This window comes from Paenarthrobacter sp. FR1 (assembly GCF_051106045.1).
GTDB lineage: Bacteria > Actinomycetota > Actinomycetes > Actinomycetales > Micrococcaceae > Arthrobacter > Arthrobacter nitroguajacolicus_A.
Genome location: NZ_JBPFSF010000014.1, coordinates 24,852 through 49,393, shown reverse-complemented (window position 1 = coordinate 49,393; position 24,542 = coordinate 24,852). Strand labels below are relative to the sequence as shown.

The 24,542-nt window shown below is 64.4% G+C and carries 24 protein-coding genes and 2 tRNA genes; 17 read left to right on the top strand and 9 right to left on the bottom strand.

Annotated elements, in window-relative coordinates:
• Positions 1–66: 66 nt before the first annotated feature.
• From ACR30Z_RS20820 to ACR30Z_RS20810, 3 genes are all read right to left on the bottom strand, one after another.
• On the bottom strand, positions 67–558 hold the full coding sequence (locus ACR30Z_RS20820) for a septum formation family protein (RefSeq protein ID WP_434374462.1): 492 nt from the start codon (positions 556–558) through the stop codon (positions 67–69).
• Between the two features lie 178 nt (positions 559–736).
• Positions 737–1,522 (bottom strand): VOC family protein, encoded by a 786-nt coding sequence (locus ACR30Z_RS20815; protein WP_434374461.1) that lies wholly within the window; start codon positions 1,520–1,522, stop codon positions 737–739.
• Between the two features lie 189 nt (positions 1,523–1,711).
• A tRNA-Ser gene (locus ACR30Z_RS20810) sits at positions 1,712–1,802 on the bottom strand.
• Positions 1,803–1,903: 101 nt separating this feature from the next.
• On the opposite strand from ACR30Z_RS20810, the gene ACR30Z_RS20805 reads away from it, so the two are divergent.
• The 8 genes from ACR30Z_RS20805 (at position 1,904) to ACR30Z_RS20770 (ending at position 9,381) form a co-directional block, all read left to right on the top strand.
• Positions 1,904–2,887 carry an NAD(P)H-quinone oxidoreductase gene (locus ACR30Z_RS20805; RefSeq protein ID WP_434374460.1) on the top strand — a complete coding sequence of 328 codons (984 nt, stop codon included), beginning with the start codon at positions 1,904–1,906 and terminating at the stop codon, positions 2,885–2,887.
• A 30-nt stretch (positions 2,888–2,917) separates the two neighbouring features.
• Positions 2,918–3,460 carry a PadR family transcriptional regulator gene (locus ACR30Z_RS20800; protein ID WP_144651727.1) on the top strand — a complete coding sequence of 181 codons (543 nt, stop codon included), beginning with the start codon at positions 2,918–2,920 and terminating at the stop codon, positions 3,458–3,460.
• Positions 3,461–3,662: 202 nt separating this feature from the next.
• Positions 3,663–5,933, top strand: coding sequence for a carbon starvation CstA family protein (locus ACR30Z_RS20795; RefSeq protein WP_144651729.1), 2,271 nt, complete (start codon positions 3,663–3,665; stop codon positions 5,931–5,933).
• On the top strand, positions 5,933–6,124 hold the full coding sequence (locus ACR30Z_RS20790; protein WP_434374459.1) for a YbdD/YjiX family protein: 192 nt from the start codon (positions 5,933–5,935) through the stop codon (positions 6,122–6,124). The genes ACR30Z_RS20795 and ACR30Z_RS20790 overlap by 1 nt, the downstream gene beginning before the upstream one ends.
• Positions 6,125–6,203: 79 nt before the next feature.
• Positions 6,204–6,857 (top strand): bacterial proteasome activator family protein, encoded by a 654-nt coding sequence (locus tag ACR30Z_RS20785; RefSeq protein ID WP_434374458.1) that lies wholly within the window; start codon positions 6,204–6,206, stop codon positions 6,855–6,857.
• Between the two features lie 8 nt (positions 6,858–6,865).
• Positions 6,866–7,306, top strand: coding sequence for a hypothetical protein (locus ACR30Z_RS20780; protein WP_144651736.1), 441 nt, complete (start codon positions 6,866–6,868; stop codon positions 7,304–7,306).
• Positions 7,307–7,443: 137 nt separating this feature from the next.
• Positions 7,444–8,283 carry an aldo/keto reductase gene (locus ACR30Z_RS20775; protein WP_144651738.1) on the top strand — a complete coding sequence of 280 codons (840 nt, stop codon included), beginning with the start codon at positions 7,444–7,446 and terminating at the stop codon, positions 8,281–8,283.
• 141 nt (positions 8,284–8,424) lie between these two features.
• Positions 8,425–9,381, top strand: coding sequence for an Lrp/AsnC family transcriptional regulator (locus ACR30Z_RS20770; protein ID WP_434374457.1), 957 nt, complete (start codon positions 8,425–8,427; stop codon positions 9,379–9,381).
• On the opposite strand, the gene ACR30Z_RS20765 is transcribed toward ACR30Z_RS20770, so the two are convergent.
• The gene (locus ACR30Z_RS20765) at positions 9,362–10,810 is read right to left on the bottom strand and encodes an amidase family protein (RefSeq protein WP_144651742.1); all 1,449 of its coding nucleotides are present in this window, start codon (positions 10,808–10,810) and stop codon (positions 9,362–9,364) included. The genes ACR30Z_RS20770 and ACR30Z_RS20765 overlap by 20 nt on opposite strands.
• Before the next feature lie 272 nt (positions 10,811–11,082).
• On the opposite strand from ACR30Z_RS20765, the gene ACR30Z_RS20760 reads away from it, so the two are divergent.
• The 5 genes from ACR30Z_RS20760 to ACR30Z_RS20740 all read left to right on the top strand — a co-directional run bounded on the left by ACR30Z_RS20760 (position 11,083) and on the right by ACR30Z_RS20740 (position 16,744).
• Positions 11,083–11,844, top strand: a complete 762-nt coding sequence (locus ACR30Z_RS20760; RefSeq protein ID WP_144651744.1) for a DUF5058 family protein — start codon at positions 11,083–11,085, stop codon at positions 11,842–11,844.
• Positions 11,845–11,923: 79 nt separating this feature from the next.
• On the top strand, positions 11,924–12,658 hold the full coding sequence (locus tag ACR30Z_RS20755) for a hypothetical protein (protein WP_144651746.1): 735 nt from the start codon (positions 11,924–11,926) through the stop codon (positions 12,656–12,658).
• 51 nt (positions 12,659–12,709) lie between these two features.
• A complete protein-coding gene (locus ACR30Z_RS20750) occupies positions 12,710–13,939 on the top strand; it encodes an amidohydrolase (RefSeq protein WP_434374456.1) in 1,230 nt (409 codons plus the stop codon).
• Positions 13,940–13,960: 21 nt separating this feature from the next.
• A complete protein-coding gene (locus tag ACR30Z_RS20745; protein WP_434374455.1) occupies positions 13,961–15,235 on the top strand; it encodes a CaiB/BaiF CoA transferase family protein in 1,275 nt (424 codons plus the stop codon).
• Entirely contained in the window at positions 15,236–16,744 is a 1,509-nt protein-coding gene (locus ACR30Z_RS20740; RefSeq protein WP_434374454.1) for a carboxyl transferase domain-containing protein, read from the top strand.
• 65 nt (positions 16,745–16,809) lie between these two features.
• On the opposite strand, the gene ACR30Z_RS20735 is transcribed toward ACR30Z_RS20740, so the two are convergent.
• A tRNA-Thr gene (locus ACR30Z_RS20735) sits at positions 16,810–16,882 on the bottom strand.
• A 217-nt stretch (positions 16,883–17,099) separates the two neighbouring features.
• Between ACR30Z_RS20735 and ACR30Z_RS20730 the strand changes: the two genes are divergently transcribed.
• The gene (locus ACR30Z_RS20730) at positions 17,100–17,831 is read left to right on the top strand and encodes an HAD family hydrolase (RefSeq protein ID WP_144651797.1); all 732 of its coding nucleotides are present in this window, start codon (positions 17,100–17,102) and stop codon (positions 17,829–17,831) included.
• Here the strand turns inward: ACR30Z_RS20730 and ACR30Z_RS20725 are convergent.
• The 3 genes from ACR30Z_RS20725 to tmk are packed head-to-tail and all read right to left on the bottom strand — an operon-like array spanning position 17,828 to position 21,200.
• Positions 17,828–19,369 carry an alpha/beta hydrolase gene (locus ACR30Z_RS20725; protein WP_244296793.1) on the bottom strand — a complete coding sequence of 514 codons (1,542 nt, stop codon included), beginning with the start codon at positions 19,367–19,369 and terminating at the stop codon, positions 17,828–17,830. The genes ACR30Z_RS20730 and ACR30Z_RS20725 overlap by 4 nt on opposite strands.
• Before the next feature lie 8 nt (positions 19,370–19,377).
• Entirely contained in the window at positions 19,378–20,529 is a 1,152-nt protein-coding gene (locus tag ACR30Z_RS20720; protein ID WP_434374453.1) for a DNA polymerase III subunit delta', read from the bottom strand.
• Positions 20,526–21,200: a dTMP kinase gene (gene tmk / locus ACR30Z_RS20715; protein ID WP_434374452.1), complete on the bottom strand. Its 675-nt coding sequence runs from the start codon at positions 21,198–21,200 to the stop codon at positions 20,526–20,528. Before tmk ends, ACR30Z_RS20720 begins: the two co-directional genes overlap by 4 nt.
• 83 nt (positions 21,201–21,283) lie before the next feature.
• Here tmk and ACR30Z_RS20710 point away from each other — a divergent pair, with 83 nt between their 5' ends.
• Complete coding sequence (locus ACR30Z_RS20710; protein ID WP_434374451.1) at positions 21,284–22,468, top strand: trans-sulfuration enzyme family protein; 1,185 nt, start codon at positions 21,284–21,286, stop codon at positions 22,466–22,468.
• Between the two features lie 10 nt (positions 22,469–22,478).
• Positions 22,479–22,820, top strand: coding sequence for a DUF2516 family protein (locus tag ACR30Z_RS20705; protein ID WP_144651802.1), 342 nt, complete (start codon positions 22,479–22,481; stop codon positions 22,818–22,820).
• Positions 22,821–22,837: 17 nt separating this feature from the next.
• On the opposite strand, the gene ACR30Z_RS20700 is transcribed toward ACR30Z_RS20705, so the two are convergent.
• Positions 22,838–23,665 (bottom strand): class I SAM-dependent methyltransferase, encoded by an 828-nt coding sequence (locus tag ACR30Z_RS20700; RefSeq protein WP_434374450.1) that lies wholly within the window; start codon positions 23,663–23,665, stop codon positions 22,838–22,840.
• A 111-nt stretch (positions 23,666–23,776) separates the two neighbouring features.
• On the opposite strand from ACR30Z_RS20700, the gene ACR30Z_RS20695 reads away from it, so the two are divergent.
• The gene (locus tag ACR30Z_RS20695; protein ID WP_144651804.1) at positions 23,777–24,523 is read left to right on the top strand and encodes a phosphoglyceromutase; all 747 of its coding nucleotides are present in this window, start codon (positions 23,777–23,779) and stop codon (positions 24,521–24,523) included.
• Positions 24,524–24,542: the final 19 nt, after the last annotated feature.

Here is a 24,542-nt window from a genome sequence, read left to right as displayed (position 1 = left end):
TGAACACGAACGGATGAATGGGAGGTGGCGCGTCGGTGGCCGGAGGGTTCCCCGGCCACCGGAGCACTACTTGGCTGCGCCCTTGAGGGTGCCCGTGGTGGGGGTGCCGGACGCGCCGCCGATCAGGCATACGATCTCCCGGTCGGAGGCCTTCCACGTCTCGGTTGTGGGGTAGAAGTACGTCAGTTCCAGGGTGGATTCATCGAACGGCACGCCCACGAAGGTGGTGAACTCGGTACCGCAGAACTCTTCCGACTGGGTGGCCACCTCGGTTTCGCCCGGGTAAGCGTCGGCCACGATGTTCTTTGCGGCATAGGCTTCGAGGTCGTGGCTTTGCTCGCACGGAATGATGGACACATCCTTTACCTCGGTGCCAGAGGGTTCTGCGATGCAGTCGCCCACCTTCACTTTGAAGGCGTCTGCCACCGATGACTCAGTGGGTTTCCCGGAGTCGTCCCGTTTCGCGTCGCCGCTGCTGATGAGCGAGCAACCCGCCAGGGCGACGGATGCCACGGCAAGTGCAGCGGCTGCCCTGAGGGTCTTGGATAGGTGGAGCATTCTGGTCCTCATTCCCAGAAGGACCACAGTGACTCAGCCCAGGGGCCGGATCTGTGGTCGACGATTGAGGGACCAGACAGGAACCCATGCCGGCAGATCCCCCAACGCCGGCAATGAGCGGATCCGTCCGGCTGCCCGCGGGTAGGGGGCAGCCGGAACGGATCCGAAGGATGACAGTCTAGGCCGTCTGGCCCAAGTCCTGGATGATTTTGAAGACTGCACCCGTGGGGTCCGACAATGTGGCCAACCGCCCGAAAGGCGTGTCCTCTGCGGGCTGCATGACCACGGCGCCGAGTGCCGCGGCCTGCTCAACGGCGGCGTCCGTGTCATCCACCGCGAAGTAAACGCTCCACATGGAAGGAACCTGCTCGGGAAGGAAACCGGACGCATCCATGATGCCGGCCTTGGCGTCATCGCCGGAGCCAAGGGTTGTGTAGCGGAATTCCGGGGTATCGCTCATGACGTCCGTGTCCCAGCCGAAGACTTTTTGGTAGAACGCCACCGCGGACTCATAGTCCTTGGAAAGGAGCTCATGCCACGCCGGCGCGCCGGACTCCGCTGCGATCTCGTAGCCCTTCATCCCACCGAACTGCCAAGCACCAATGGACGCGCCGGAGGAATCCCCGTACATGGCCATGCTGCCTTGCTCGGGGACCTCCATGGGCTCCAAATACACCTGGCCTCCGTTGGCAGCGGCGGCCTCGGTGGTTGCCTTGATGTCGTCCGTGCGGAGATAGGTGGACCAGACATCCGGCATGGCCCCCATGTCCGCTTGCTTCTCCATGATGCCCGCAACCATCCGGCCGTCCTTGGAAGCAGTGATGTAGCCGCCGTACTTTTCCTGGTCACCGGTCTCATAGGTCCAACCAAACAACGCCGTGTAGAAGGCCTTGGCCGTCTCAGTATCGGACGTCATCAAATCGATCCAGCACGGTGCGCCGGGAGTGATGTCAGGCGTAGGCATAGGTCAGGCTCCTGGAGTTGTTGCGCGGCGAAAGCAGCGTCTGAAGTCAGTGGTTGTGGAGACAGACAGAACACTATGCGGGGGGTCGGACAGTTTCAATGATCTTCCGGGTGTCAGTTCTCAGATCCGCCCGGCCCCGTACGCAGACAACAAAAAATGCCCCGGGTCCAGGAACCCGGGGCATCTCGCTGGCGGAAGGTAAGGGATTTGAACCCTTGGTACGGGGTTACCGCACACTGGTTTTCAAGACCAGCTCCTTAGGCCGCTCGGACAACCTTCCTCGCCTAGTAGTGTTTCATAGGGAGTTGGCTGTTCCAAAACATCACGTGTTCCAGTCCCCGCCCCGGGGGTGGAACACAAGCAAGAAACCGGGAGTTCGTCATGAAAGCCGTCTACATCTCAGAGCCGGGCGGGCCCGAAGTCCTTGAAGTCCGCCAGGTCCCGTCTCCGGTGCCGGGCCAAGGCGAGGTGCTGATCGACGTCGTGGCCGCCGGCCTGAACCGCGCGGACGTTCAGCAGCGGCGCGGCTTCTACCCGCCGCCTCCCGGGGCCTCGGAAGTTCTGGGCCTTGAGATTTCCGGCCGCATCGCGGCGTTTGGTCCTGGAGTCACCAAAGCCTTCTCCGTGGGAGACAAGGTGGTGGCGCTGCTCTCCGGGGGTGGCTACGCCCAGCAAGTCGCCGTGCCCGCCGAGCAGGTGCTCAGAGTGCCCGAAGGCGTGGACCTGATCACCGCAGCTGCCCTGCCCGAGGTCGCCGCCACGGTGTACTCGAACCTCATCATGACGGCGCAGCTTCAGCCCGGTGAGACGGTACTCATCCACGGCGCAACCGGCGGCATCGGCACTATGGCCATCCAATTGGCCAAAGCCTACGGTGCGAAGGTGGCCACCACGGCGGGTACTGACGAAAAGGTCGGCACGGCCAAGGCGTTCCTGGGTGCCGACATCGCCATCAACTACACCGAAGAAGATTTCGCGGAAAGCCTCAAAGCGCAAAACGGGGGCAAGGGCGCGGACGTGATCCTCGACGTCGTGGGTGCCAAGTACCTGCAGCAGAACATCGACGCGCTCGCCGACTACGGCCGGCTCATCGTCATCGGGCTGCAAGGTGGTACCAAGGCTGAGATCAACCTCGGCCAGCTGCTCAGCAAGCGGGCCGCCGTTATCGGCACCGCGCTCAGGCCCCGCCCGGTCTCAGAGAAGGGCATCATCATGTCCGCCGTGCGTGAGTCGGTGTGGCCCATGCTCACCGACGGCAGCATCAAGCCCCTTGTCGCCAAGACCTTCCCTTTGGATCAGGTCCGCGAAGCGCATGAATACTTTGACTCCGGTGAGCACGTGGGCAAGGTCCTCCTGCTCCTCTGAACCGTCCAACCAACCGCAGCGAGGAGCCTCATGTCCATCCGGCACAGTTTGCTGGCCCTGCTTCAGGACCGGCCCCGGTACGGCTATGAGCTGCGCGTCGAATTCGAGGACCGGACCGGGGCGGCCTGGCCGTTGAACATCGGCCAGGTCTACACGACGCTGGATCGGCTGGAGCGCGACGGCCTGGTCAGTAAAGACGGCGACGACGGCGGTGGGCACGTGGTCTACAGCATCACTGACGCCGGGGCTGAGGAAGTCGGGGCATGGTTCGCCGGGGCGGTGGACCGGGGCAATCCGCCGCGAAACGAGATTGCCATCAAGCTGGCGCTCGCCGTAACGCTTCCGGGTGTGGACGCCTCTGAAGTGATCCAGTCGCAGCGCGAGGTTTCCGTCAGGGCGCTGCAGGAGCACACGCAGGCGCGAAAGGCCGCGTCCGCCAACCAGCGGGCGTCGGACACTGCGTGGCTGCTGGTGCTCGATTCCTTGATCTTCCAGGCCGAGGCGGAAGTCAGATGGTTGGATCTTTGTGAGGCGAGAATGGTGCAGGCCCAAGGCAATGGGGGAATGAACTAGGGCTTCCCTGTCTCGGCGGATGGTGGTCATCCGCCGCATGGTTGTGACCGCTCACCGCCCCTTTGGAGCACGTTGGCGTGTGCCCCCTTTACTTGTCTGTGACGGTTGTTAGTGTGCTTGGAGGCACCGGCGATGCGGTCCCCACCGTGAATATCGCCACTACAGCAGTTCCCATCACCGCAGCAGTTCTCAAGGAGGAGATATGGGCAAGGTTCCTGATCAAACCGGACTCGCGGAAGGACTGGATCCTACGCTGCCCGCACCTGCCGTGGACGACTCGGTCCGCGAAGCCGAAGAACGCAAGTGGACTCCGGCCAAGATCGGACTCTGGGTGGCAATCTCGCTGCTGGGAGCCGTGGCATGGTTCATGCTCGCGTTGGTTCGCGGCGAAACTGTCAACGCAATCTGGTTCGTTTTCGCCGCAGTGTGCACCTACCTGATCGGCTACCGCTTCTACTCCAAGGTCATTGAGCGCTATCTGCTCAAGCCGGACGACCACCGTGCCACCCCCGCCGAATACAAGGCAGACGGCAAGGACTACGTCCGCACGGACCGCAATGTCCTGTTCGGGCACCACTTTGCGGCCATCGCAGGCGCCGGCCCGTTGGTGGGCCCTGTCATCGCGGCCCAGATGGGTTACCTTCCCGGGACCATCTGGATCATCATCGGCGTGGTCCTGGCCGGCGCCGTGCAGGACTACTTGGTCATGTTCTTCTCCATGCGCCGCGGCGGGCGTTCCCTGGGCCAAATGGCACGTGAAGAACTTGGTGTCATCGGCGGTACGGCGGCGCTGGTCGCCACCCTGCTCATCATGATCATCATTGTGGCAATCCTTGCCCTCGTGGTGGTCAACGCCCTCGGCGAGAGCCCATGGGGCGTCTTCTCGGTGGGAATGACCATCCCAATCGCGCTGTTCATGGGTGTCTACCTGCGCTTCATCCGCCCGGGCAAGGTGATGGAGGTGTCCATCATCGGCTTCGTCCTTCTCATGGCGGCCATCATCGGTGGCGGCGCCGTGGCAGGCACCGAGTGGGGTGCCGCCTTCTTCCACCTGGACAAGGTCACCATCGCCTGGGGCATCATCATCTACGGTTTCATCGCCGCGATCCTGCCTGTGTGGCTGCTCCTGGCTCCGCGCGACTACCTCTCCACCTTCATGAAGATCGGCGTGATCGTGATGCTCGCCCTCGCCATCATCGTGGTCCGCCCGGAAATCACCGTCCCGGCCTTCAGTGAGTTCGCCGGCCGTGAGAACGGCCCCGTGTTCTCAGGCGCACTGTTCCCGTTCCTCTTTGTCACCATCGCTTGTGGTGCCCTGTCCGGATTCCACGCGCTCATCTCATCGGGAACCACTCCGAAGCTGATCGAGAAGGAGCGGCAGACCCGCTTCATCGGCTACGGCGGCATGCTGATGGAGTCCTTCGTGGCCATCATGGCGTTGGTGGCTGCGATCTCGATCGACCGTGGCATCTACTTCGCCATGAACGCCCCACTTGCCCTGACCGGTGGAACCGTTGAGTCCGCGGCGCAGTGGGTCAACAGCCTTGGCCTGGCGAATGTGAACATCACCCCGGACGTGCTGGCCCAGACTGCGAAGGATGTTGGCGAGGAAAGCATCATCTCCCGTTCCGGCGGTGCTCCTACCCTGGCGGTGGGCTTGGCGCACATCATGCAGCAGTTCATTGGCGGACCCGGCATGATGGCTTTCTGGTACCACTTCGCCATCATGTTCGAGGCACTCTTCATCCTTACCGCAGTGGACGCCGGCACGCGTGTTGCCCGCTTCATGCTGCAGGACTCCATCGGCAACTTCATCCCCAAGTTCAAGGAAGCCTCCTGGCGGCCCGGCGCGTGGCTCTGCACAGCCATCATGGTGGGCGCCTGGGGCGCTGTGCTCCTGATGGGAGTTACGGATCCGCTGGGCGGCATCAATACCCTGTTCCCGCTGTTCGGCATCGCCAACCAGCTGCTGGCAGCTATCGCCTTGGCCGTGTGCCTGGCCATTACGGCCAAGCGCGGAGTGTTCAAGTGGTTGTGGATCGTGGCCGCTCCGTTGGCTTTCGCGGCGGTAGTGACCATCACGGCCAGCTTCCACAAGATTTTCTCGCCGGTTCCCGCAGTGGGCTATTTCGCCAACAACCAGGCCTTCTCCAAGGCCCTGGCCGATGGCAAGACCGAGTTCGGCACGGCCAAGACTGTGGCGGCCATGGAAGCCGTAGTCCGGAACACCATGATCCAAGGCGTGCTGTCGGTCATCTTCGTGACGCTCAGTATCATCGTGATCGTTGCCGCGCTGATTGCCACCGTGAGGGCCATCCGTGCCGGCGGTGGCCAGGACCACGAGGACCCGGCAGTGCCGTCCAAGGTGTACGCGCCGGCCGGGCTGATCCCCACGCCGGCCGAGAAGAAGCTGCTCGCGGAATGGAATGCACTGCCTGCGGAGAAACGCACCCAGAAGGCCGGGCACCACTGATGAAGGCCGTCGTGCGGGGATTTCGGGGCGTAGCCACGTACCTGGGTTCGCTCATGGGTGCTGACGCCTACCGGAAGTACCTTGAACACTGCACCTCCTCCGGCCATGCCGGTCCTGCCATGACTGAACGTGAGTTCTGGCGGGACCGGATGGATCGGCAGGACAGCAACCCCCAAGGCCGGTGCTGTTGAGCTGTAGTTTCGCTACGAACGAAGTCCAAAATGGGGCTTCGGACAGGGCTTGGCGGGAACCACATGAGAGTATGAACGAATGAGCGATCTGAACGACATTCAGCCCACGGATGAGGCTTCGGACGACACCCCCGTGGAAGGAACCACGCTGGACGAGGGTACGGCAAGCCCGGAGGAGCAACCAGCTCCGCAGGCGGAAGCCGTGAAGGACTCCAAGCCCAAGGGCGGGAACCTCCACGAACTCGTGGACGAGCCTGCCAAGGTGATGCGGATCGGCACCATGATCCGCCAGCTCCTTGAGGAAGTTAAAGCGGCTCCGTTGGACGATGCTGCCCGTGGCCGACTGGCCGAGATCCATGAGCGGTCCATCAAGGAACTTGAAGATGGGCTGGCTCCGGAACTCATCGAAGAATTGGAGCGCATCAGTCTTCCCCTCCCGGAAGAAAAGGCTCCTTCCGACGCAGAGCTCCGGATCGCCCAAGCCCAGTTGGTGGGGTGGCTCGAGGGCCTCTTCCATGGCATCCAGGCTGCCATCGCCGCCCAGCAGGCCGCCAAGGAACACGCTGCAGCCCAGATGCAGCTCCGCCAGCTCCCGCCGGGAACCGTCATCGCTCCCGGCATCGTGATTGGCGAGAACGGCCAGCCGCAGCGGGCCGCAGCACCGGGTGCGCCCGGCGCTCCGGCGCAAGGACGCCGGGAAGATCCCGACCACGGCCCGGGCCAGTACCTCTGAGTCTGCGCGTGGGTTTCTTTGGGGCCGTCCGGCAAGGACGGAAGGACGATCTGGAGCTTGGCAAGGGCCTGTGGCGCCGCGCCCACGACCGTTTTCACCGCGGGCTGGACCGGTATCACCAGGTCCTTGAGGGCGTGGACGATGACGAGCTCTACAACGAGTTGGTGCAGATAGCCAACGAGTTGGCGGAGTTGTCTCCCCGTGTCCGGGCCGTGTGCGTGGAAGCGCAGAAGCGTTCGCCGAGCGACGGCCTGGATGTTCCCGGGGCGCTGGCGGGAGTGCATCGGGCGCTGTCCAAAGCCGGGAATTCCTTGGCCACCACAGCTGAGGCTGCGGCGATGTTGCGGTTAGCGGTTGGCCCGGTTCCGGTGGGGGCGCTTTCCGTCAGGCGTCGGGCGGAGTCGGTTTTCGATCAGGTGGCCGACGCGGAGCGGCAACTCAACGCCTAAACAGCCATCCCAATAATGCCCGGCGTACGCAACTACACGCGCGCGCCCTTATTCCCTTAGTGCAAGAAGTTAAGCGGATAGCTGATCTGCGTAACATTCGGCGCTTTTAGCGGCGCCGTGCTGGCAGGATGGCAGACATGACTTCGTCACCAACACTTACTTTCAACGACGGCAACACCATCCCCCAGCTCGGCTACGGGGTGTGGCAAGTTGAAGACGATGTAGCCGAAAAGGTGGTGCGCCAGGCATTCGAAGCCGGGTTCCGCCACATCGATACCGCCAAAATCTATGGCAATGAGGCCGGCGTAGGCCGCGCCATCGCTTCCTCCGGCCTTTCTGCCGAGGAAATCTTCATCACCACCAAGTTGTGGAACGCTGATCAGGGCTATGAGTCCACCCTTGAGGCATTCGAGAAGTCCTTGGACCACCTCGGCCTGGAGACCCTGGACCTCTACCTGATCCACTGGCAGCAGCCCAAGCAGGAAAAGTACGTTGACACTTGGAAGGCCCTGATCGAGCTCAAGAAGCGCGGCCGGGTCAAGTCCATCGGTGTCTCCAACTTCACCAAGGAAGGCCTGCAGCACATCATCGATGAAACCGGCGTCGTTCCGGCCATCAACCAGGTTGAACTGCACCCGTTCTTCAACCAGGCCGAGCTTCGTGAGTTCAATGCTTCCAAGGGCATCCTGACCCAGGCATGGTCCCCGCTGGGCCAGGGTGGCGAGCTCCTGGAGAACGCCACGGTCGCTGAGATTGCGGCCAAGCACGGCGCAACTCCGGCACAGGTAGTCATCGCTTGGCACCTTGCCATCGGCAACGTGGTGATCCCCAAGTCCGTCACCGAGTCCCGCATTCAGGAAAACTTCGCGGCGCTCAACGTCACGCTGGATGCGACCGACGTCGAGGCCATCAGCGGCCTGGATCGCGGTGCCGAAGGTCGCATCGGCCCGGACCCGGCAGTCTCCGACTTCGCCTAGACGCGAAGCCTGGTCCAGATGCCCCGCCCCTGCTTGGGGGCGGGGCATCTGCCGTTAAGGCACGACGGCGGCACCCGCCGCTGGATCGTAACGCATCGAAGTCCGTGGTGAAATTGAGCGACCCCAACGGACGGAGCTTGCATGGTGGTGTTTGACGCATTGGAGCGGCAGATCGTTGCTGCCCTGCAGCTGGATCCGCGCTGCCCCTGGCGGAAGATGGCGGCTGTCCTTGGTGAGGCTGAGCGAACAGTTGCGCGCCGCGGAGCACAGTTGTTGGAATCTGGCGCAGTTGCTGTTGTTGGGATCCGCCCCAAGCCTGCTGTGGTGCTTGTGCAGATGCGATGCATGCCCGGGACGGTCCGTGCCGCCGCGCAGGCCTTATCGCAGCGGACGGATACCACGTTCGTCTACACCACCACCGGCACCGGTGACTGCGTGGCCGAGATCCTCACCGAACCGTCCCACATAGGCACCGTCTTGTCCGATGAATTGCCCTCCACTATTGGTTTGCGTGATTCCACCAGCTATCCCGTCCTTCGTTACTTCCGCACCATCCGCGGTTGGCGGCCCGAAATCCTCACCGCTGACAAAGCCGAGGCACTCCGGTCGGCCCTCACCCCCGATTCAGGCATCCTGGTGCCGCGGCAGGAGCTCAGCCGCCAGGACAACGAGCTCCTCGATGCGCTGTGTGCCGATGGCCGGATGAGTTTCGAAGCGCTGGGGCGCCGGATTGGTGTCTCGGAAGCCACGGCACGTCGGCGCAGCGAATGGCTGCTGACCAATAACCAAGTCCATTTGCGCGCGATCGTTGAGCCGGCGGCTTTCGGTCTTGGCGTTGAGGCCCTGCTGTGGATACGAGCCTCGCCGCACCAGGTTGAACAGGTGGGCAAGAGCCTGGCGGAGCTTCCCACTGTCCGTTATGCCGCGGCGATTGCGGGCGACTACCAGATCATCGCCGACGTCACTGTGGAAGACATGCCGTCCCTCTACCGCTTCATTACGGACTCGGAGTGGGCCCAGAACGCCGCTGGAGTGGATGTTTCCATCCTGCTCGATGCCCGCAAACGCGGTGGTCGGCTCATGCGCTCATCGTCGTAAGCGGTGCCGGCGCTGATGTGACGACAGGGGCGACGGCGGCGTACCCCGTCTGCTGTTCGAAGGCACGCCCGTAGCGGAGCAGTTGCATATCTGTGTAGTGGTTGCTGGCGAGTTGGAGACCGATAGGCAAGCCCCCTGAACTGAATCCTGCCGGAACACTCAGCACCGGCAGGCCGGTAGCGGACAACAGGCAGGCCGACCGCATCCAGTCCAGGTAGGTTTCGGAGGGCACGCCCGCTACTTGGGCGGGATACCGAAGCGTTGCGTCGAAGGGGAGGACCTGGGCGCAGGGGCTGGCGAAGAGGTCATAGCGACTGAAGAACTCCTGGACGCTTAATTCGAGCCGGGTGCGGGCCGCGGCCGTCTCGATGAGGTCCCGGGCGGTCAGGGCGAAGCCCTTGTTCACGTTCCAGTGCACTTCGGGCTTGATGACCTCCCCTGCACGCTCCAGGATCGGCCCGAGTCCGGCGGCGAAGTCCATGGCGCGGGTGTTGCCGAACACCAGGTCTGCTTCGCTGAAGTCCGGGGTCGCTTCCTCCACGATCGCCCCGAGGTCCTCGAAGATGGCCAGTTGCCGCTCCAGATGGTCCAGGATTTCCGCTTCCACAGGCACGCCGATGCCAAAGTCGCGCGACCAGCCGATCCGCACGCCGCGCATGTCCGTCTCCAGGCTGGACCGGAAAACCTCGGGATCCAGCCCCGTGGGGTGCGGAACCCGCGGATCCTTGCCTGCTGTCACGGACATGAACAACGCAATGTCCTCCACGCTGCGGGCCATAGGTCCGGTCCTGCCCAGCCACGCGTAAGCGTTGACGCAGGACGGCATGGGGATCACCGCCGTCGACGGCCTGAAGCCCACCACGTTGCAGAAGGAGGCCGGGATACGGAGCGAACCACCCATGTCGCTGCCGTCGCCGAGGCTTTGGACACGTGAGGCGACGACGGCGGCCACCCCGCCGCTGCTGCCGCCGGCGCTCAGGGCGGGCGCGTAGGGGTTTGTGGTGGTTCCGAAGAGGTCGTTGAACGTGTGCGACCCCGCGCCGAACTCCGGTACGTTCGACTTTCCGGTACTGACAACCCCTGCGGCCTTCAACCGCGCAACGATGAGGTCGTCGGCGTCGGGCACGAAGTCACGCAGGGCGAGCGAGCCCTGGGTGGTGCGCATTCCAGCGGTGTTGTTGGTGTCCTTGTGCGTCATGGGTACGCCGTGCAGGGGCGGAAGCTCAGCCCCGGAGGCTGTGAGCTGGTCCGCGTCATGTGCCAGGGCCTGGGCGCCGTCCGGGTCGAGGGTCACCACGGCGTTGATGACTGGGTTCACTTCGGAAATGCGTTCCAGGTGATCGGCCAGGGCTTCGCGCGCCGAGACCTTCTTGTCGCGGATGGCTGCGGAAAGTTCGACGGCGGACAGCTCGCCAAGGGTGTCAGGCATGGTGCTCCTTTGCTGGATTGCTACTGCCTGAAAGTGTGCCGGGTCACACTTCCTCGGGGAAGTCTCCGACGCTTTCACAGCAAGCTTTGACTGATTCGGCCACAGTGATGGCTGATTCCGTCAGCTATTGTGTGTGATCCGGCTCATAGCGGAGGGTATTGGTAACCCACTGGCCGATCTGGTCGATGGGTAAGGATTTGCCCCACTGCACCCATACCGCACAGCGTCGTCCGGTTGCGGAACTGCCGAGGGGCCACACCTGGGAGGTTTCCATGCACCAACCCCTGGCTCTTCAACCGCTCGCCCCCAACGATTCCACCGACATCATGGCGATCGCCAACAACCCCGTCCTCTGGATCTGTGTTGCAGGAGTGTTCGGCGTCATCATCATCCAGTCCGTCATCTTCATGAAGGCGGCCCGGCGTGCTGCTCCCTCCGTGGACATGAGCACACAGGACATCAAGACCTCTTTCCGCTCCGGCGCTGTCTCGGCCATCGGTCCCTCGTTGGCGGTGTCGCTCGTCGCCATCGCCCTGCTCGGACTCTTCGGTGCGCCGGCCGTGCTGTCCAGGATCGGTCTGATCGGTTCCGCCGCTTACGACGTATCGGCCGCCGGCATCGCCGCAGGTTCCATGGGCGCCAAGCTCGGCGATGCCAGCTACACGCAGAGTGTGTTCGCCGTCGCGTTCTTTGCCATGAGCATTGGCGGAGCCATGTGGATGCTCGCCACCCTGATCCTGACGCCCCTGCTGCGTAAGGGCGACGCCAAGATCCGCTCCGTAAACCCCGCGGCCATGGCAATCGTCCCGGCGGCGGCACTGATCGGCGCCTTTTCCTGCCTGGGGCTCACCGAGCTCCCCAAGTCCTCTATCCATGTGCTGTCCTTTGTTGTCTCCGCGGCGGTCATGGGGGCGTGCCTGTTGCTGGCCAAGAAGCTCGGCAAGAGCTGGCTGCGTGAGTGGGGACTCGGTATCTCCATCGTCATCGGTCTGAGCGCCGCCTATCTCGCCGTCGGTCCGGCCGTCGGCTCCTGACGACACCGCACCTGACTCACCGGCCGCCGTCGTCATCCCCTGAGCACCACCTTCCTTGAGCACGAAAGGAACACCCCTCATGTCTTCCCTTACTTCCGCTCCCGCCACCACCTCTACCGCCATGGCGGACTTCAACCGCACCACGTCCCGCTGGGGCCAGATCACCATGATCGGTGGCCTGCTGATCTCCGTGGCAGGGCCGCTGTACCTCGTCTTCGCCACTGGCTTGGATATTGGCCCGGCGCAGCTGTGGATCGCCTTCGCCGCGGTTGCTGCCACGTTCGGCATCATTTGGATCGTCGAACCGCTCACGTACTACCCGATCCTGGGACCGGCCGCGATGTACCAGGCGTTCATGATCGGCAACATCTCCAACAAGCTCCTGCCGGCGGCACTGATCGCCCAAACCAACATCGGCGCGAAGCCGGGCAGCAAGCGGGCGGAATTGGCCGCCGTCGTTGCCATTTGCGGGGCAGCGGTGGTGCACCTGATCTCGCTGGCGATCTTCGTTGGCCTGCTGGGTAGCTGGCTGATCAGCGTCATCCCGCCGTCGGTCCTGCTCGTTACCCGGCTCTATGTGCTGCCCACGGTGCTGGGGGCGGTCCTGGTGCAGGCCATCGTGTCCATGAAGCAACCCCGCACCACCGTGTTCGCCCTGCTGGTTTCAGCCGTCGTCGTCTTCGTCGTGCTGCCGCTGGTTCCGTCGCTCGCGATGGTGTCCACCGCCATCGCTGTGCTGGGAACCATCCTGCTGGCCTGGTTCTTCCGCGGCAAAGCCGCCATCTCTGAAGCGAAGCCCATCCACATCGAGTAGCGGCGCCCGGACCACCCAAGCACCCCCATCCACCAGCAAGACAGGATTCCCATGACGTCAACAGTCACTGCCCTCCAGCTCGATTCCGACCAGACCACCAAACTCCACTCCCTGTACCGGCACCTCCACGCACATCCGGAACTCTCCATGCAGGAGTTCGCCACGGCCTCGTTGATCGAGGAACAGTTGGACGGCCTGGGCCTTGAGCACTTCCGCTGCGGCGGAACCGGCGTGGTGGGCATCCTCCGAAACGGTGATGGTCCCGTAGTGGCCTTCCGCGCCGATTCCGACGGACTGCCCATCGAAGAAGCCACCGGGCTGGAATACGCCAGCACGGATACCGGAACGCTGCCGGACGGCACCGTAGTGCCGGTCATGCACGGCTGTGGCCACGACACCCACGTGGCCAGCCTGCTGGGTGCGGCAGAGGTGCTGGCCGGCAACCTGGACGCTTGGGCGGGGACGCTGGTGCTGATCTTCCAGCCCGGCGAAGAAACTGCGGCGGGTGCACTGGCCATGCTCGACGACGGACTGTGGGACAGGGCACCTCGGCCGGAAGTGGTCTTCGGCCAGCACGTCATGCCGCGGCCGGTGGGAACGGTGGCGATTTCCAGTGGCCCGGTTGCTGCCATGGCGGACTCGCTCCGGGTCACCGTCCACGGCCAGCAGTCGCATGGTTCCCAGCCGCAGGACGCCATCGACCCCATCGTGATGGGCGCCCACATGGTCACCCGGCTGCAGGGCATCGTGTCCCGCGAACTGGATCCGCGGAAGTCCGCAGTGGTCACAGTGGGGACGTTCCACGCGGGACTCAAGGAAAACATCATCCCGGCCTCGGCCGAGTTCACCCTCAACATCCGCACCTTCGATGAGGACGTCCGTGCCCAAGTCCTCGGCGCAGTCCGCCGCATCATCGAGGCAGAGGCCGCCGCGTCCGGAGCGCCCCGGCCGGACATTGAGGAAATGTACCGCTTCCCGCAGTGCTTCAACGATCCCGACGCCGTTCCTTCCGTTGTTGAGGCACTTCGGGTTGCGCTGGGCTCCGAGGCCGTCGAAATCACCCCGCCCATGATGGGCAGCGAGGATTTCGGACACTTGGGCACCGCCATTGGAGTGCCGTCAGTGTTCTGGATGTTCGGGGGCACCCCCGCAGCCGGCCACCAAAGCCCGGGTCCCGTCCCCGTCAACCATTCGCCGTTCTTCGCTCCCGAGCTGGAAGGTTCGCTGGCCGGGGGAGTCTCTGCCGCCGTCGCCGTCCTCCTGTCCCGGCTGGGCAACTGACTTTCACTTCAAGGAATCTCCATGACGTCAGCATTGACCGCACCGTTTACACGTCCTGAACAAGGCCCGCTCGCAGTGAGTCCAGCCGCCCAGGAAGCCACAGCCGTACAGACTAGGCAAGGCCCGCTCGCTGGCCGCCTGGTGGTGGACCTCAGCCGGGCGCTCGCAGGCCCGCACGCGACCATGATGATGGGTGACCTTGGCGCGAGGGTCATCAAGATCGAGAACCCGGGGACCGGTGACGACACCCGTGGCTGGGGGCCGCCCTTCGTAGGACCCAAGGACGATCCGCAGGCGACGTACTTCCTGTCATGCAACCGCAACAAGGAATCCATGGCGCTGGACCTCAAGAGCGAGGACGGCCAAAGCGTCCTCCGGCAACTCCTGGAACGGGCCGACGTTGTGGTGGAGAACTTCCGGCCCGGGGTCCTGGAACGGCTTGGCTTCAGCACCGATGCCATGCACCGCATCAATCCGCGCTTGGTCATCCTGTCCATCACCGGATTCGGCCACGACGGCCCGGAATCGCATCGCAGCGGCTACGACCAAATCCTCCAGGGCGAGGCCGGGCTCATGTCCCTGACGGGCTCGGGTCCGGATGACCCGCAGCGCGTGGGTGTGCCCATCGCTGACCTGCTCTCCGGCATGTACGGGGCGTACGGTGTGGTGGCCGCCCTGCTGGAACGTGAACAGACTGGCCGGGGGCAAGTAGTGCGGACGTCGCTTCTGGCCTCCTTGGTGGGAGTGCACGCCTTCCAGGGAACCAAGGTCACGGTTGCCGGTGAGGAGCCCGCAGCGCAGGGCAACCACCACCCGTCCATAGCCCCCTACGGCCTGTTCCGGTGCCGTAACGGAAGTGTGCAGATCAGCGTCGGCAGCGAGAAGCTGTGGGCTGCGTTCACCTCCGCGTTCGGCATCGATCCTGCAGCAGAAGGGCTCGGCACCAACGCCGACCGGGTCCGGAATCGGGCCCGCGTCCTTGAGGTCGTGGAGGCAGCTTTCGCCACCTACGATCCCGAACCGCTGCTGGCCAAGCTCGCAGAGGCGGGAGTGCCAGCCGGCAAAGTGCGCACCCTCAAGGAAGTCTACGAATGGCCTCAACTGGCATCCCAAGGATTGCTGGTTGACGTCCAGCACCCGCTGTTGGGGTCCGTCACCCTGCCAGGGCCGCCGCTTCGCTTCTTTGATCAGGCCGACGGAACCGAATCCACCCGACGTTCGCACACCGCCCCGCCGCTGCTGGACCAGCACGGTGAAGGCGTCCGCGAATGGCTGGCCACTACGGAGGTGGGCTGAATGGCGGCCACTGCCACGCGCCGTCGGCTCGGTGCCCGGGAAATGCTGGATCACCTGCTCGACGCCGGCACGTTTGTTTCGTGGGACGCGCCCGTTCGCGGGGCGGTTGGCGGTGGTTCCGGCGACGTTGGGTACGCGGCCGACTTGGCCTCCGCCCGGGACAAGTCGGGCAGCGACGAATCTGTCCTGACGGGTGAGGGCCGAATAGGCAACCATCGCGTCGCCGTCGTGGTCTCCGATTTCGCTTTCCTTGCCGGATCGATTGGGCGCCATACCGCCCGAAGGCTGGTTGCCGCCGTCGAACGCGCCACGGACCTTGGCGTGCCGGTGGTCGCTATGCCGGCGTCCGGAGGGACGCGCATGCAGGAGGGAACGCCCGCCTTCCTGGCGATGGTGGACATCGTGGCCGCCGTACAGGCGCATCGAACTGCGGGGCTGCCGTACTTGGTGTACCTGCGGCATCCGACCACTGGGGGCGTCATGGCGTCGTGGGGTTCGCTGGGGCACGTGACTGCTGCCGAGCCGGGTGCCCTCCTGGGGTTCCTTGGTCCGCGCGTCTATGAGGCACTCCATGGTGAAGCTTTCCCATCAGGCGTCCAAACCGCGGAGAACCTGTTCGACCATGGGTTGGTGGACGCCGTGGTTCCGCCCGAAGGGCTGGGGGATTACTTCGGGCGGGTGCTGGAGTTGCTTCGGCCCGGGGACACTGTGGCGGATGTTGTGGTGCCGCCGGTCGCGCCCGCCACGACCGGGGCATCCGGGGGGACCGCCTGGGAGTCCGTCCTCCGTTCCCGGGACACCCTGCGGCCATCCACAGCCGAGCTCCTTCAGCAGGCCGCGGGCAGTGTTGTGCTCCTGCGTGGCGCGGGTGACGGCACCAAGGACCACGGCATGCTGGTGGCCCTTGCCCGGTTCGGCGCCACCTCGTGCGTACTCGTGGGGCATCTACGGAACAATGCGATGGGACCGGCTTCACTGCGGGATGCCCGGCGCGGGATGCGTCTGGCCAACGAACTGCGGCTGCCGCTGGTCACTGTCATCGACACGCCGGGAGCCTCCCTGTCCCGGGAAGCCGAAGAAGGTGGGCTTGCCGCCGAGATCGCCCGCTCGTTGTACGACCTCCTCGGAGTGGGAACAGCTACGTTGTCAGTCCTGCTGGGGCAAGGGACCGGGGGAGGGGCGCTGGCCCTCCTGCCGGCCGACCGGACCATCGCCGCAGGGAACGCCTGGCTCGCGCCGCTGCCACCGGAAGGTGCCAGCGCCATCGTCCACCGGACCACTGCGCATGCTGCGGCGCTCGCAGAAAGTCAGGGCATCACCGCCGAGGCACTCGCGGTCTGTGGCGTGGTGGACGTGGTGGTGGAGGAAATCCCGGATGCGGCGGCCGCCCCGGTGGAATTCTGCCACCGCCTGGGTGGGGTGATCGCCGTCGAACTTCAAGGCCTGGCGCGGCGGGGTGCCCCCGGGCTTCACCAAAGGCGGGCCAAATACCGAGCGCTGGTCGGCTAAGTCGAGGGCGTCGTAGGGCAAAAGAAAACCCCTGGAAATCCATGATTTCCAGGGGTTTTCTACCGAGCTTCCTATCAGAATCGAACTGATGACCTTTTCATTACGAGTGAAACGCTCTACCGACTGAGCTAAGGAAGCACCGCGTCCATCACCGGTTTCCCGGGCGATCACGCAAGACATAACTGTAATAGAGGCACCGCACCCGGGTCAAAACGAGGGTGGCGGCGGCCGTTGCGGGGATGTTCACCCGCTCGTCGGACCGGGTTCAGGCTGCGGTTTCCCGGCCCCCGGAAGCTGGGGAATCAACTGTGGCGGAGTCCACCCGCCGCGAGAATTCAGACGAAGGAGCCGCTCAATGACCGGGGATGCATTGACCAGGGACGCCAGCCTTACACCCAACCGGCTGCGGCTTGCAGTGGTGGACATGGTGGGCACCACCATCACCGATGATGGCCGCACCGAGCGGGCCATGTGCCGTGCCCTTGCGGAACACGGCGTTGAACCGGGCAGCACCCGTTTCGAGAGCATGCTCGGCTATGCGCGGGACACCATGGGCTTCTCCAAAATGACGGTCTTCAGCCACCTGTTCGAGGACGCTGCGGTGGCCGGGAGCGCCAACAAGGTCTTCGAGAAGGCCTACGACGAACTGATTGACGACGGCGGTGTACGCGCCATTCCGGGCGCGGAGGACGCCATTCTGTGGATGCGCGATTCCGGCATGCAGGTTTGCCTGGCCACGGGCTTCGGCCGTCACACGCAGAACATGGTGCTGGAATCGTTGGGTTGGATGGGCCTGGCGGACCTCAGCCTGTGCCCGGCGGATGCTGGACGTGGACGCCCTTACCCGGACATGATCCTGACCGCAGTGCTCGCATTGGACCTCGATGACGTGCGGGAGGTGGCAGTGGTGGGTGACACGAGCTCGGACATGCTCTCAGGGGTCCGTTCCGGCGCATCGCTGATCGCGGGCGTCCTGACGGGTTCGCACTCGGAAGCCACGCTACGCGCGGCCGGAGCCAGCGTGGTGGTGGATTCCATCAAGCAGCTCCCGCTCCTGGTGGAGAAGCGCGAAGCCAGGCACCTCTAGCACTTGAGGCCATCCTGCGGCAGCTTTCCGTCGACAAAGTAGTCGTCGACGGCGGTGCTCACGCAGGAGTTCGAACGGCCGTAGGCTGTGTGCCCCTCGCCGTCCCAGGTGACCAAGGAGGCGTTCTCGAGCTGCTTGCGCAGCGACTCCGACCATTCGAGGGGAGTGGCGGGGTCGCCGGTGGTGCCGACCACCACGATGGGTGCGGATCCGTTGTATTCAACAGGCGCCGGGGTCCGGGTGTTTTTGTACGGCCAGTCTTTGCAGTTGACTCCGCCGTAAGCAAAGAACGACCCGAAAGTGGGGGAGTCCTGCATCAGGCGGACTTCCTCTGCCCGCATGCCGGCAGTGTCTGTGACCATGGGGTAGTCCAGGCAGTTGATGGCCTGGAATGCGAATGCGGAGTTGGAGCTGTAGGTGCCGTTGGGCTCCCGGTCGGCGCCGAGATCCGCCAGCCGCATCATCTGGGAAACGTCACCGGAGAACGCGCTGTCCAGAGCCTGGGTCAGGGCGGGCCAGCTCTGGTCGTTGTACAGCGGCAGGATGAGGCCGTTGACGAAGTCGTTGCTGGTCACCAATCGGCCGTCCTTGGCGGTCTGGGGATTCTGGTCGACGGCGTTGATGAGGTCACGGATTTCCTGGACTCCGTTGTCCACTGAACCGCTCAGCGGGCAGGAGTTCTGCTCCTGGCAGCTGGCCACATAGGTGCGGATTGCCCGTTCGAACGCCCTTGCCTGTCCGGCGGTCAGTTCCTCGTTGCTGATGGAGGGGTCCACTGCGCCATCGAGGACCAGACGGCCGACATTGTCCGGGAAGAGTGATGCGTAGGTGGAACCGAGGAACGTCCCGTAGGAGAAGCCCAGGTAGTTGAGTTTGGCATCGTTGACCACGGCGCGCAGGACATCCAGGTCCTTGGCGGCACTCACGGTGTCGATGTGGCCCAGCACGGCGCCGGTCTGCTGGGAGCACTGGTCTGCGAAGGACTTGTTGAACGCCAGGGCCGCTGCGAGCCCTTCGTCGGTGTTCTTCCTGAACACCTTTTCGCGTGCCGCGTCCCTCTCCGCATCTGTCATGCAGGTGACGGGCGCGGACCGGCCCACACCGCGGGGATCGAAGCCTACGACGTCGTAGTTTGCCTTCAACTTCTCGGTGAGCAGCGTGTTGCCGGCATCCCGGACGAAGTCCACGCCGGAGCCACCCGGACCACCGGGGTTCACCAGGATGGAACCTTGCTTGTTGCCGGTGCTTGTCAGCTTGATCACCGAGAGGGTGATTTCTTCGGAACCGGGATTGGCGTAGTCGAGGGGCACCTGGACTTTGCCGCATTGGAGGCCGTTTTCACAGGAGCTCCACTCCACGGCCTGGGAGTAGAACTTCTCCAGGCCCTTGGGCGCGGAAGCTGCGATGGACGGATCCACCGTGCTGGTGGACGGCTTGGCCGTGGGTGTTGGCAGGAATGGAACCGTGCAGGCGCTCAGTACCAGCATGGAAGCAAGAGCGACGCACAGCGCTGCGAACCGGCGGGGTGCGGACTTCATGGATTCTCCTATTGCTGGATGAGGCTCGTGGCCATGGACTCGACCGCCAACAGTGGGGCCACGTTGGTGGTGGTGATACGCACACGGGCTTTATTGATGGCGTCCATCCGGGCCAGGGTGGTCTCAGGCGTTGAGCGGCCTGCGTATTCTTCAAGCTCGCCCTTCAGCTCAACGTTGACCAGTTCCACGGCGTTCCCCAGCTGGATGATCAGTACGTCGCGGTAGAACGACAACAGATCCGTGAGCGTGCGATCCAACGAGTCGGTGATGGAGCGCTTGGCACGCCGCTTCTGGTCATCCTCGAGCTGTTTCACCTGGCTGCGCATGGATGGCGGCAATGTACCGGATTCCGGGGCGCCGAGGCTTGCGAGCAGCGCGATCTTCTCCGCGGCATCACGTTCGTCGTTGGAGCTGTTGGCTTCCTCCGTGGCGATCCTGACGAGCTTCTCGGCCATCATGACTGCGGCCGTAACTCCTCGGAGCCCCAAAGGGATTCGGACAGTCTCCATCCGGCGTTCCCTCGCCTCGGCGTCGCGGGCCAGCCGCCGGGCGATCCCTATGTGGCTTTGCGCCGCGCGCGCTGCACGGTCCGCGAGTTGGCGTTCGACGCCGTCGCGCCGCACCAGGAGGTCGGCGACATCGGAAGCCGGCGGAAGCCGCAGGCTGACCGGACGGCAGCGGGAACGGATTGTGACCAGGACGTCGGCGGGTGAAGGCGCGCACAACATCCAGATGGTGCGCGGGGTGGGTTCTTCGATGGCCTTCAGCAGCACGTTGGTGGTGCGCTCGGCCATGCGGTCCGCATCCTCCACCACGATGATCCGCCATCGGCCAGTGGACGGCCGGTCGCCGGCCTTGGAGACGAGCTCGCGGGCTTCGTCGATGGTGATGGTGACTTTCTCGGTCCGCACGAACGTGACATCCGAGTGCGTCTCACCGAGGATCGTGTGGCATGCAGCGCACTCGCCGCAGCCGCGGAGGGTGACGTCGTCCTGTTGGCAGTTCAATGCCGCGGCGAAGGCCTTGGCCGCGTTGGAACGGCCGGAGCCCGGGGGGCCGGTGAAGAGCCACGCGTGCGTGAGGCCGGTTTCGCCCTGAGCAGCCTGCTTCAATTGCGCCACCACGGGCGCCTGCCCTTGGAGGTCGTCCCAGACGCTCACGGAAGGTCGCCCGCTATGGGCTCGGCCGGAACATGCTCGCCCAACAACAACTCCACGCGTTCCAGGATCTGTACCGCCAGTGTCTCGATGTCGGAACTGGCCGGCAGCACCAAGTAACTTGAGGGTGCAGCTTCGGCGAGGGCCAGGAAAGCGTGCCGGATGGCGGAATGGAAGTCGTCAGGCTCAGACTCCAACCGGTCCTCTTTTGCGTCACCGGCGGTGCGGCGTTGGCGACCGTGGGAGGGGTCGACGTCGAGCAGTACCGTCAGGTCCGGATGCAAACCTTCCGTGGCCCACTCGTTAAGCGTCAAAACGCCCTCGGCACCCAAACCGCGGCCAGCACCCTGATAGGCAACGGAAGAGTCAATATAGCGATCCGTAATGACTACTGTTCCGTCGGCCAGCGCGGGGCGGATCACTTGGGTGGCGTGGGCGGCGCGGGCGGCCGCAAACATGAGGGCTTCGGTGCGGGCATCGATGGTGCCGTGTCCGTGGTCCAGGACAAGGGAGCGCAGTTTCTCGCCGATGGGGGTGCCGCCTGGTTCGCGGGTGCGCAGCACGGAGATTCCCCGCGACTCAAGGGTTTGGGAGAGCCGGGCGGCCTGGGTGGACTTGCCCGCTCCGTCCCCGCCTTCGAAGGCGATGAAAAGGCCTTGGCTCTGAATACTCACGGCTCTAGCCTACCGAGCTTCCCTGACATGAAAGGCGCGTAATGCCTTTCTTCCACAGCCTTGCCCCCGACTACGCTGAAACCATGAGCCTTTCCGATCAGCATGCCGCCGAATTGTCTCCGGAAACCGTTGTGGTTGCTGCCGGCCGCCCTGAGCGAGCCCACGATGAGCCGGTGAACCCACCCATCGTCCTGTCCTCCACATACTTCGGCACGGGTTCACTCAGCGACGGAGATCGCGGCTATGGACGCTACGCGAACCCCACCTGGGATCCGTTCGAAGACGCCCTGGCCAAGCTGGAAGGCGCCACGCTTCCGGGCCTGCTCTATGCCTCCGGCCTGGCAGCGGTCAGTTCGGCACTTTCACTGGTTCCTGCCGGCGGCGTCGTGGTGATGCCCTCGCACAGTTACGCCGGTTCCCTCGTGATGGCCACCGAGCTCGCAGGGAAGGGTTTCCTGGAACTGCGCACCGTGGACATCACGGACACGGACGCAGTCAAGGCGCTCATCAACCCGGACGAGGGAAAGAAAGCGGACCTGCTCTGGCTGGAAAGCCCCACCAACCCCATGCTCGGCATCGCCGATGTTCGGGCCCTCACCGACGCGGCGCACGCTGTGGGCGCCATCGTGGTCACGGACAACACCTTTTCCACCCCGTTGGTTCAGCAACCCCTCAGCCTGGGGTCCGACGTCGTTCTCCACTCGGTGACCAAATATCTGGCCGGGCATTCCGACGTCGTGCTTGGCGCATTGGTCACCTCAAACCCGGAGCTGCGTGCCACGCTGCTGCACCACCGCATCATCCACGGCGGCATTGCCGGACCGTTCGAGGCCTGGCTTGCACTCCGCGGCCTGCGCACGCTCGCGCTGCGGATCGAACGCTCCCAGGCGTCCGCCGCCACGCTCGCCGAACGGCTCAGCACCCACCCCCGCGTCGAAGCCATCCGCTACCCGGGACTCCCGACCGATCCGGGACACGAGCGCGCCAACGTGCAGATGAAGGGCTTCGGTTCCATCCTTTGCATCCAGATCGCAGGCGACGAACACCGCAGCGGCGCCGATGCCGCCGACGAATTGGTCCGCGCCTTGCAGCTCTGGCTCCCGGCAACATCACTGGGCGGGGTCGAGTCACTGATTGAACGCCGACGCCGGCACACGGCTGAGCCGCTCAGCGTCCCGGAGAACCTGGTCCGTTTGAGCGTTGGCATTGAGAACGTGGAAGACCTCTGGTCCGACCTTGAGCAAGCGCTGAAGTCGCTGGACGGCTAGGCTAAAGGGCGTGGACGGAAAAATCTTGATTGCGTACGTCACCAGCGGGGTTTACCTCATCCTTGGCCTGGTGGCCCTGGCCTTGGAACTGTGGGCCTTCGCGGACTGCCTGCGCCATAGGCCGACCCTCTTCGTGGCGGCCTCCAAGCGCACCAAGACGTTCTGGCTGGCGCTCACGGGCGTGGCCCTTGCCATCGGCGCCTTGACCCTGCTCACAGGTGGCAGCGGATTGGGCCTGTTCGGCATCGCCGCCGTGACGGCGTCCTGCGTGTACCTCGCCGATGTCCGTCCCGCCCTTCGCGAAGCGGGCAGCGGTGGCAACCGAAACGTCGGCCCGTACGGTCCTTGGTAACCGGCGCTACCGGTACATCAGACTCGCCGGGGTGCCACGGCATCCCACGCCACGGTCAGCTCACCCAGGCGCCACCGCCTGGGATCATCCTGAAGCGGCCACCCGCCGTCGCGCAGTGATCGGCACATACCCGTCCAGCGCTGCCGGTTCCCGAACGACGCCAGCGGCGCAGCCTCAAGCCACGCCTTGTCCATGGCCTGAAGGAACGCATGGATCGCTTCGCCCGGCACATTACGGTGAATAAGGGCTTTGGGCAGCCGCTCGGCCACCTCCGACGGTAGCTCGAAACTTCCGAACCGCACCGAGAAGCTGAGGCTCAGCGGCCGCTCGGCATCCAGCGCCACCCACGTTACGCGCCGGCCGATCTCGTCGCAGGTACCGTCGATGAACAGTCCGCCGGGCGCCAACCGTGATTGCACCAGCGCCCAGATTCCGAGGACATCCGCCTCCTCGTACTGACGCAGCACGTTGAACGCCCGTACCAACACGGGATTGCCGGGCACCGGCACTTCGAACCCGCCAACGTGGAAGCTCAGCCCGGGACGTTCAAGGACCTTCGCGGTCCGCACGCGTTCGGGCTCAATCTCAATTCCACAAACCCGCACATCGGGCCGCACGGCTTGCAGCCGTTCGAAGAGTTCGACGGCGGTGGTCGGCGAGGCGCCGTAGCCCAGGTCCACCACCAAAGGGTCGACGGCGGCGCGCAGCCGCCACGCCTGCGGACCGGCCAGCCAGCGGTCCAGGCGGCGCATGCGGTTGGGGTTGGTGGTGCCGCGGGTGATGTTGCCAACGGGCTTCCCGCCCCGACTGCGGGGAGAGCCCACCCGTTCCGCTTTTTGCACCACGGCCACCACTTTATCCCTGCCGGGTTTCATCCCTGCCGTTCGGCCTGGCTGCTTCCGTTGACGAACGTAATGCCCGGCAGCGCACCGGACCGCTCGGCTAGGATGAAAACCATGACTTACAAGCTGATTCTGCTGCGCCACGGCCACAGCGACTGGAACGCCAAGAACCTGTTCACCGGTTGGGTGGACGTAGACCTGAACGACCAAGGCCGCGAAGAAGCAGTGCGCGGTGGGGAACTCCTGGTTGAGAACAACATCCTCCCGGACGTCCTCTACACCTCGCTCCTGAAGCGTGCCATCAACACCGCCAACATGGCGCTGGACAAGGCAAACCGCGGCTGGATCCCGGTCAAGCGCGACTGGCGCCTTAACGAGCGCCACTACGGTGCCCTGCAGGGCAAGGACAAAGCCCAGACCCTCGCCGAGTTCGGTGAAGAGCAGTTCATGGAATGGCGCCGCAGCTACGACACCCCGCCGCCGCCCCTGTCCGACGACAGCGAATTCTCCCAGGCACACGACCCCCGCTACGCGGACCTCGGCGACGCTTTGCCGCGGACCGAATGCCTCAAGGACGTCCTGGTCCGTCTGCTCCCGTACTGGGAATCGGACATCAAGGAAGACCTCAAGGCCGGAAAGACCGTCCTGGTCACGGCCCACGGAAACTCACTGCGCGCCCTCGTGAAGCACCTGGACGGCATCAGCGACGAAGCCATTGCTTCGCTGAACATCCCCACGGGCATCCCGCTGGTGTACGAACTGGATGAGGACTTCAAGCCGATCAACCCGGGCGGAACCTACCTGGATCCCGACGCAGCAGCCCAGGCCATCCTCGCGGTAGCCAACCAGGGCAAAAAGTAAATCCTCCGCTTCTGCCGCG

Excerpts from the sequence above, each read along its gene's own strand:
- ACR30Z_RS20820 (WP_434374462.1), bottom strand. The coding sequence starts at position 558 with ATGCTCCACCTATCCAAGACCCTCAGGGCAGCCGCTGCACTTGCCGTG.
- ACR30Z_RS20815 (WP_434374461.1), bottom strand. The coding sequence starts at position 1,522 with ATGCCTACGCCTGACATCACTCCCGGCGCACCGTGCTGGATCGATTTG.
- ACR30Z_RS20805 (WP_434374460.1), top strand. The coding sequence starts at position 1,904 with ATGAAAGCCGTCTACATCTCAGAGCCGGGCGGGCCCGAAGTCCTTGAA.
- ACR30Z_RS20800 (WP_144651727.1), top strand. The coding sequence starts at position 2,918 with ATGTCCATCCGGCACAGTTTGCTGGCCCTGCTTCAGGACCGGCCCCGG.
- ACR30Z_RS20795 (WP_144651729.1), top strand. The coding sequence starts at position 3,663 with ATGGGCAAGGTTCCTGATCAAACCGGACTCGCGGAAGGACTGGATCCT.
- ACR30Z_RS20790 (WP_434374459.1), top strand. The coding sequence starts at position 5,933 with ATGAAGGCCGTCGTGCGGGGATTTCGGGGCGTAGCCACGTACCTGGGT.
- ACR30Z_RS20785 (WP_434374458.1), top strand. The coding sequence starts at position 6,204 with ATGAGCGATCTGAACGACATTCAGCCCACGGATGAGGCTTCGGACGAC.
- ACR30Z_RS20775 (WP_144651738.1), top strand. The coding sequence starts at position 7,444 with ATGACTTCGTCACCAACACTTACTTTCAACGACGGCAACACCATCCCC.
- ACR30Z_RS20770 (WP_434374457.1), top strand. The coding sequence starts at position 8,425 with ATGGTGGTGTTTGACGCATTGGAGCGGCAGATCGTTGCTGCCCTGCAG.
- ACR30Z_RS20765 (WP_144651742.1), bottom strand. The coding sequence starts at position 10,810 with ATGCCTGACACCCTTGGCGAGCTGTCCGCCGTCGAACTTTCCGCAGCC.
- ACR30Z_RS20760 (WP_144651744.1), top strand. The coding sequence starts at position 11,083 with ATGCACCAACCCCTGGCTCTTCAACCGCTCGCCCCCAACGATTCCACC.
- ACR30Z_RS20755 (WP_144651746.1), top strand. The coding sequence starts at position 11,924 with ATGTCTTCCCTTACTTCCGCTCCCGCCACCACCTCTACCGCCATGGCG.
- ACR30Z_RS20750 (WP_434374456.1), top strand. The coding sequence starts at position 12,710 with ATGACGTCAACAGTCACTGCCCTCCAGCTCGATTCCGACCAGACCACC.
- ACR30Z_RS20745 (WP_434374455.1), top strand. The coding sequence starts at position 13,961 with ATGACGTCAGCATTGACCGCACCGTTTACACGTCCTGAACAAGGCCCG.
- ACR30Z_RS20740 (WP_434374454.1), top strand. The coding sequence starts at position 15,236 with ATGGCGGCCACTGCCACGCGCCGTCGGCTCGGTGCCCGGGAAATGCTG.
- ACR30Z_RS20730 (WP_144651797.1), top strand. The coding sequence starts at position 17,100 with ATGACCGGGGATGCATTGACCAGGGACGCCAGCCTTACACCCAACCGG.
- ACR30Z_RS20725 (WP_244296793.1), bottom strand. The coding sequence starts at position 19,369 with ATGAAGTCCGCACCCCGCCGGTTCGCAGCGCTGTGCGTCGCTCTTGCT.
- ACR30Z_RS20710 (WP_434374451.1), top strand. The coding sequence starts at position 21,284 with ATGAGCCTTTCCGATCAGCATGCCGCCGAATTGTCTCCGGAAACCGTT.
- ACR30Z_RS20695 (WP_144651804.1), top strand. The coding sequence starts at position 23,777 with ATGACTTACAAGCTGATTCTGCTGCGCCACGGCCACAGCGACTGGAAC.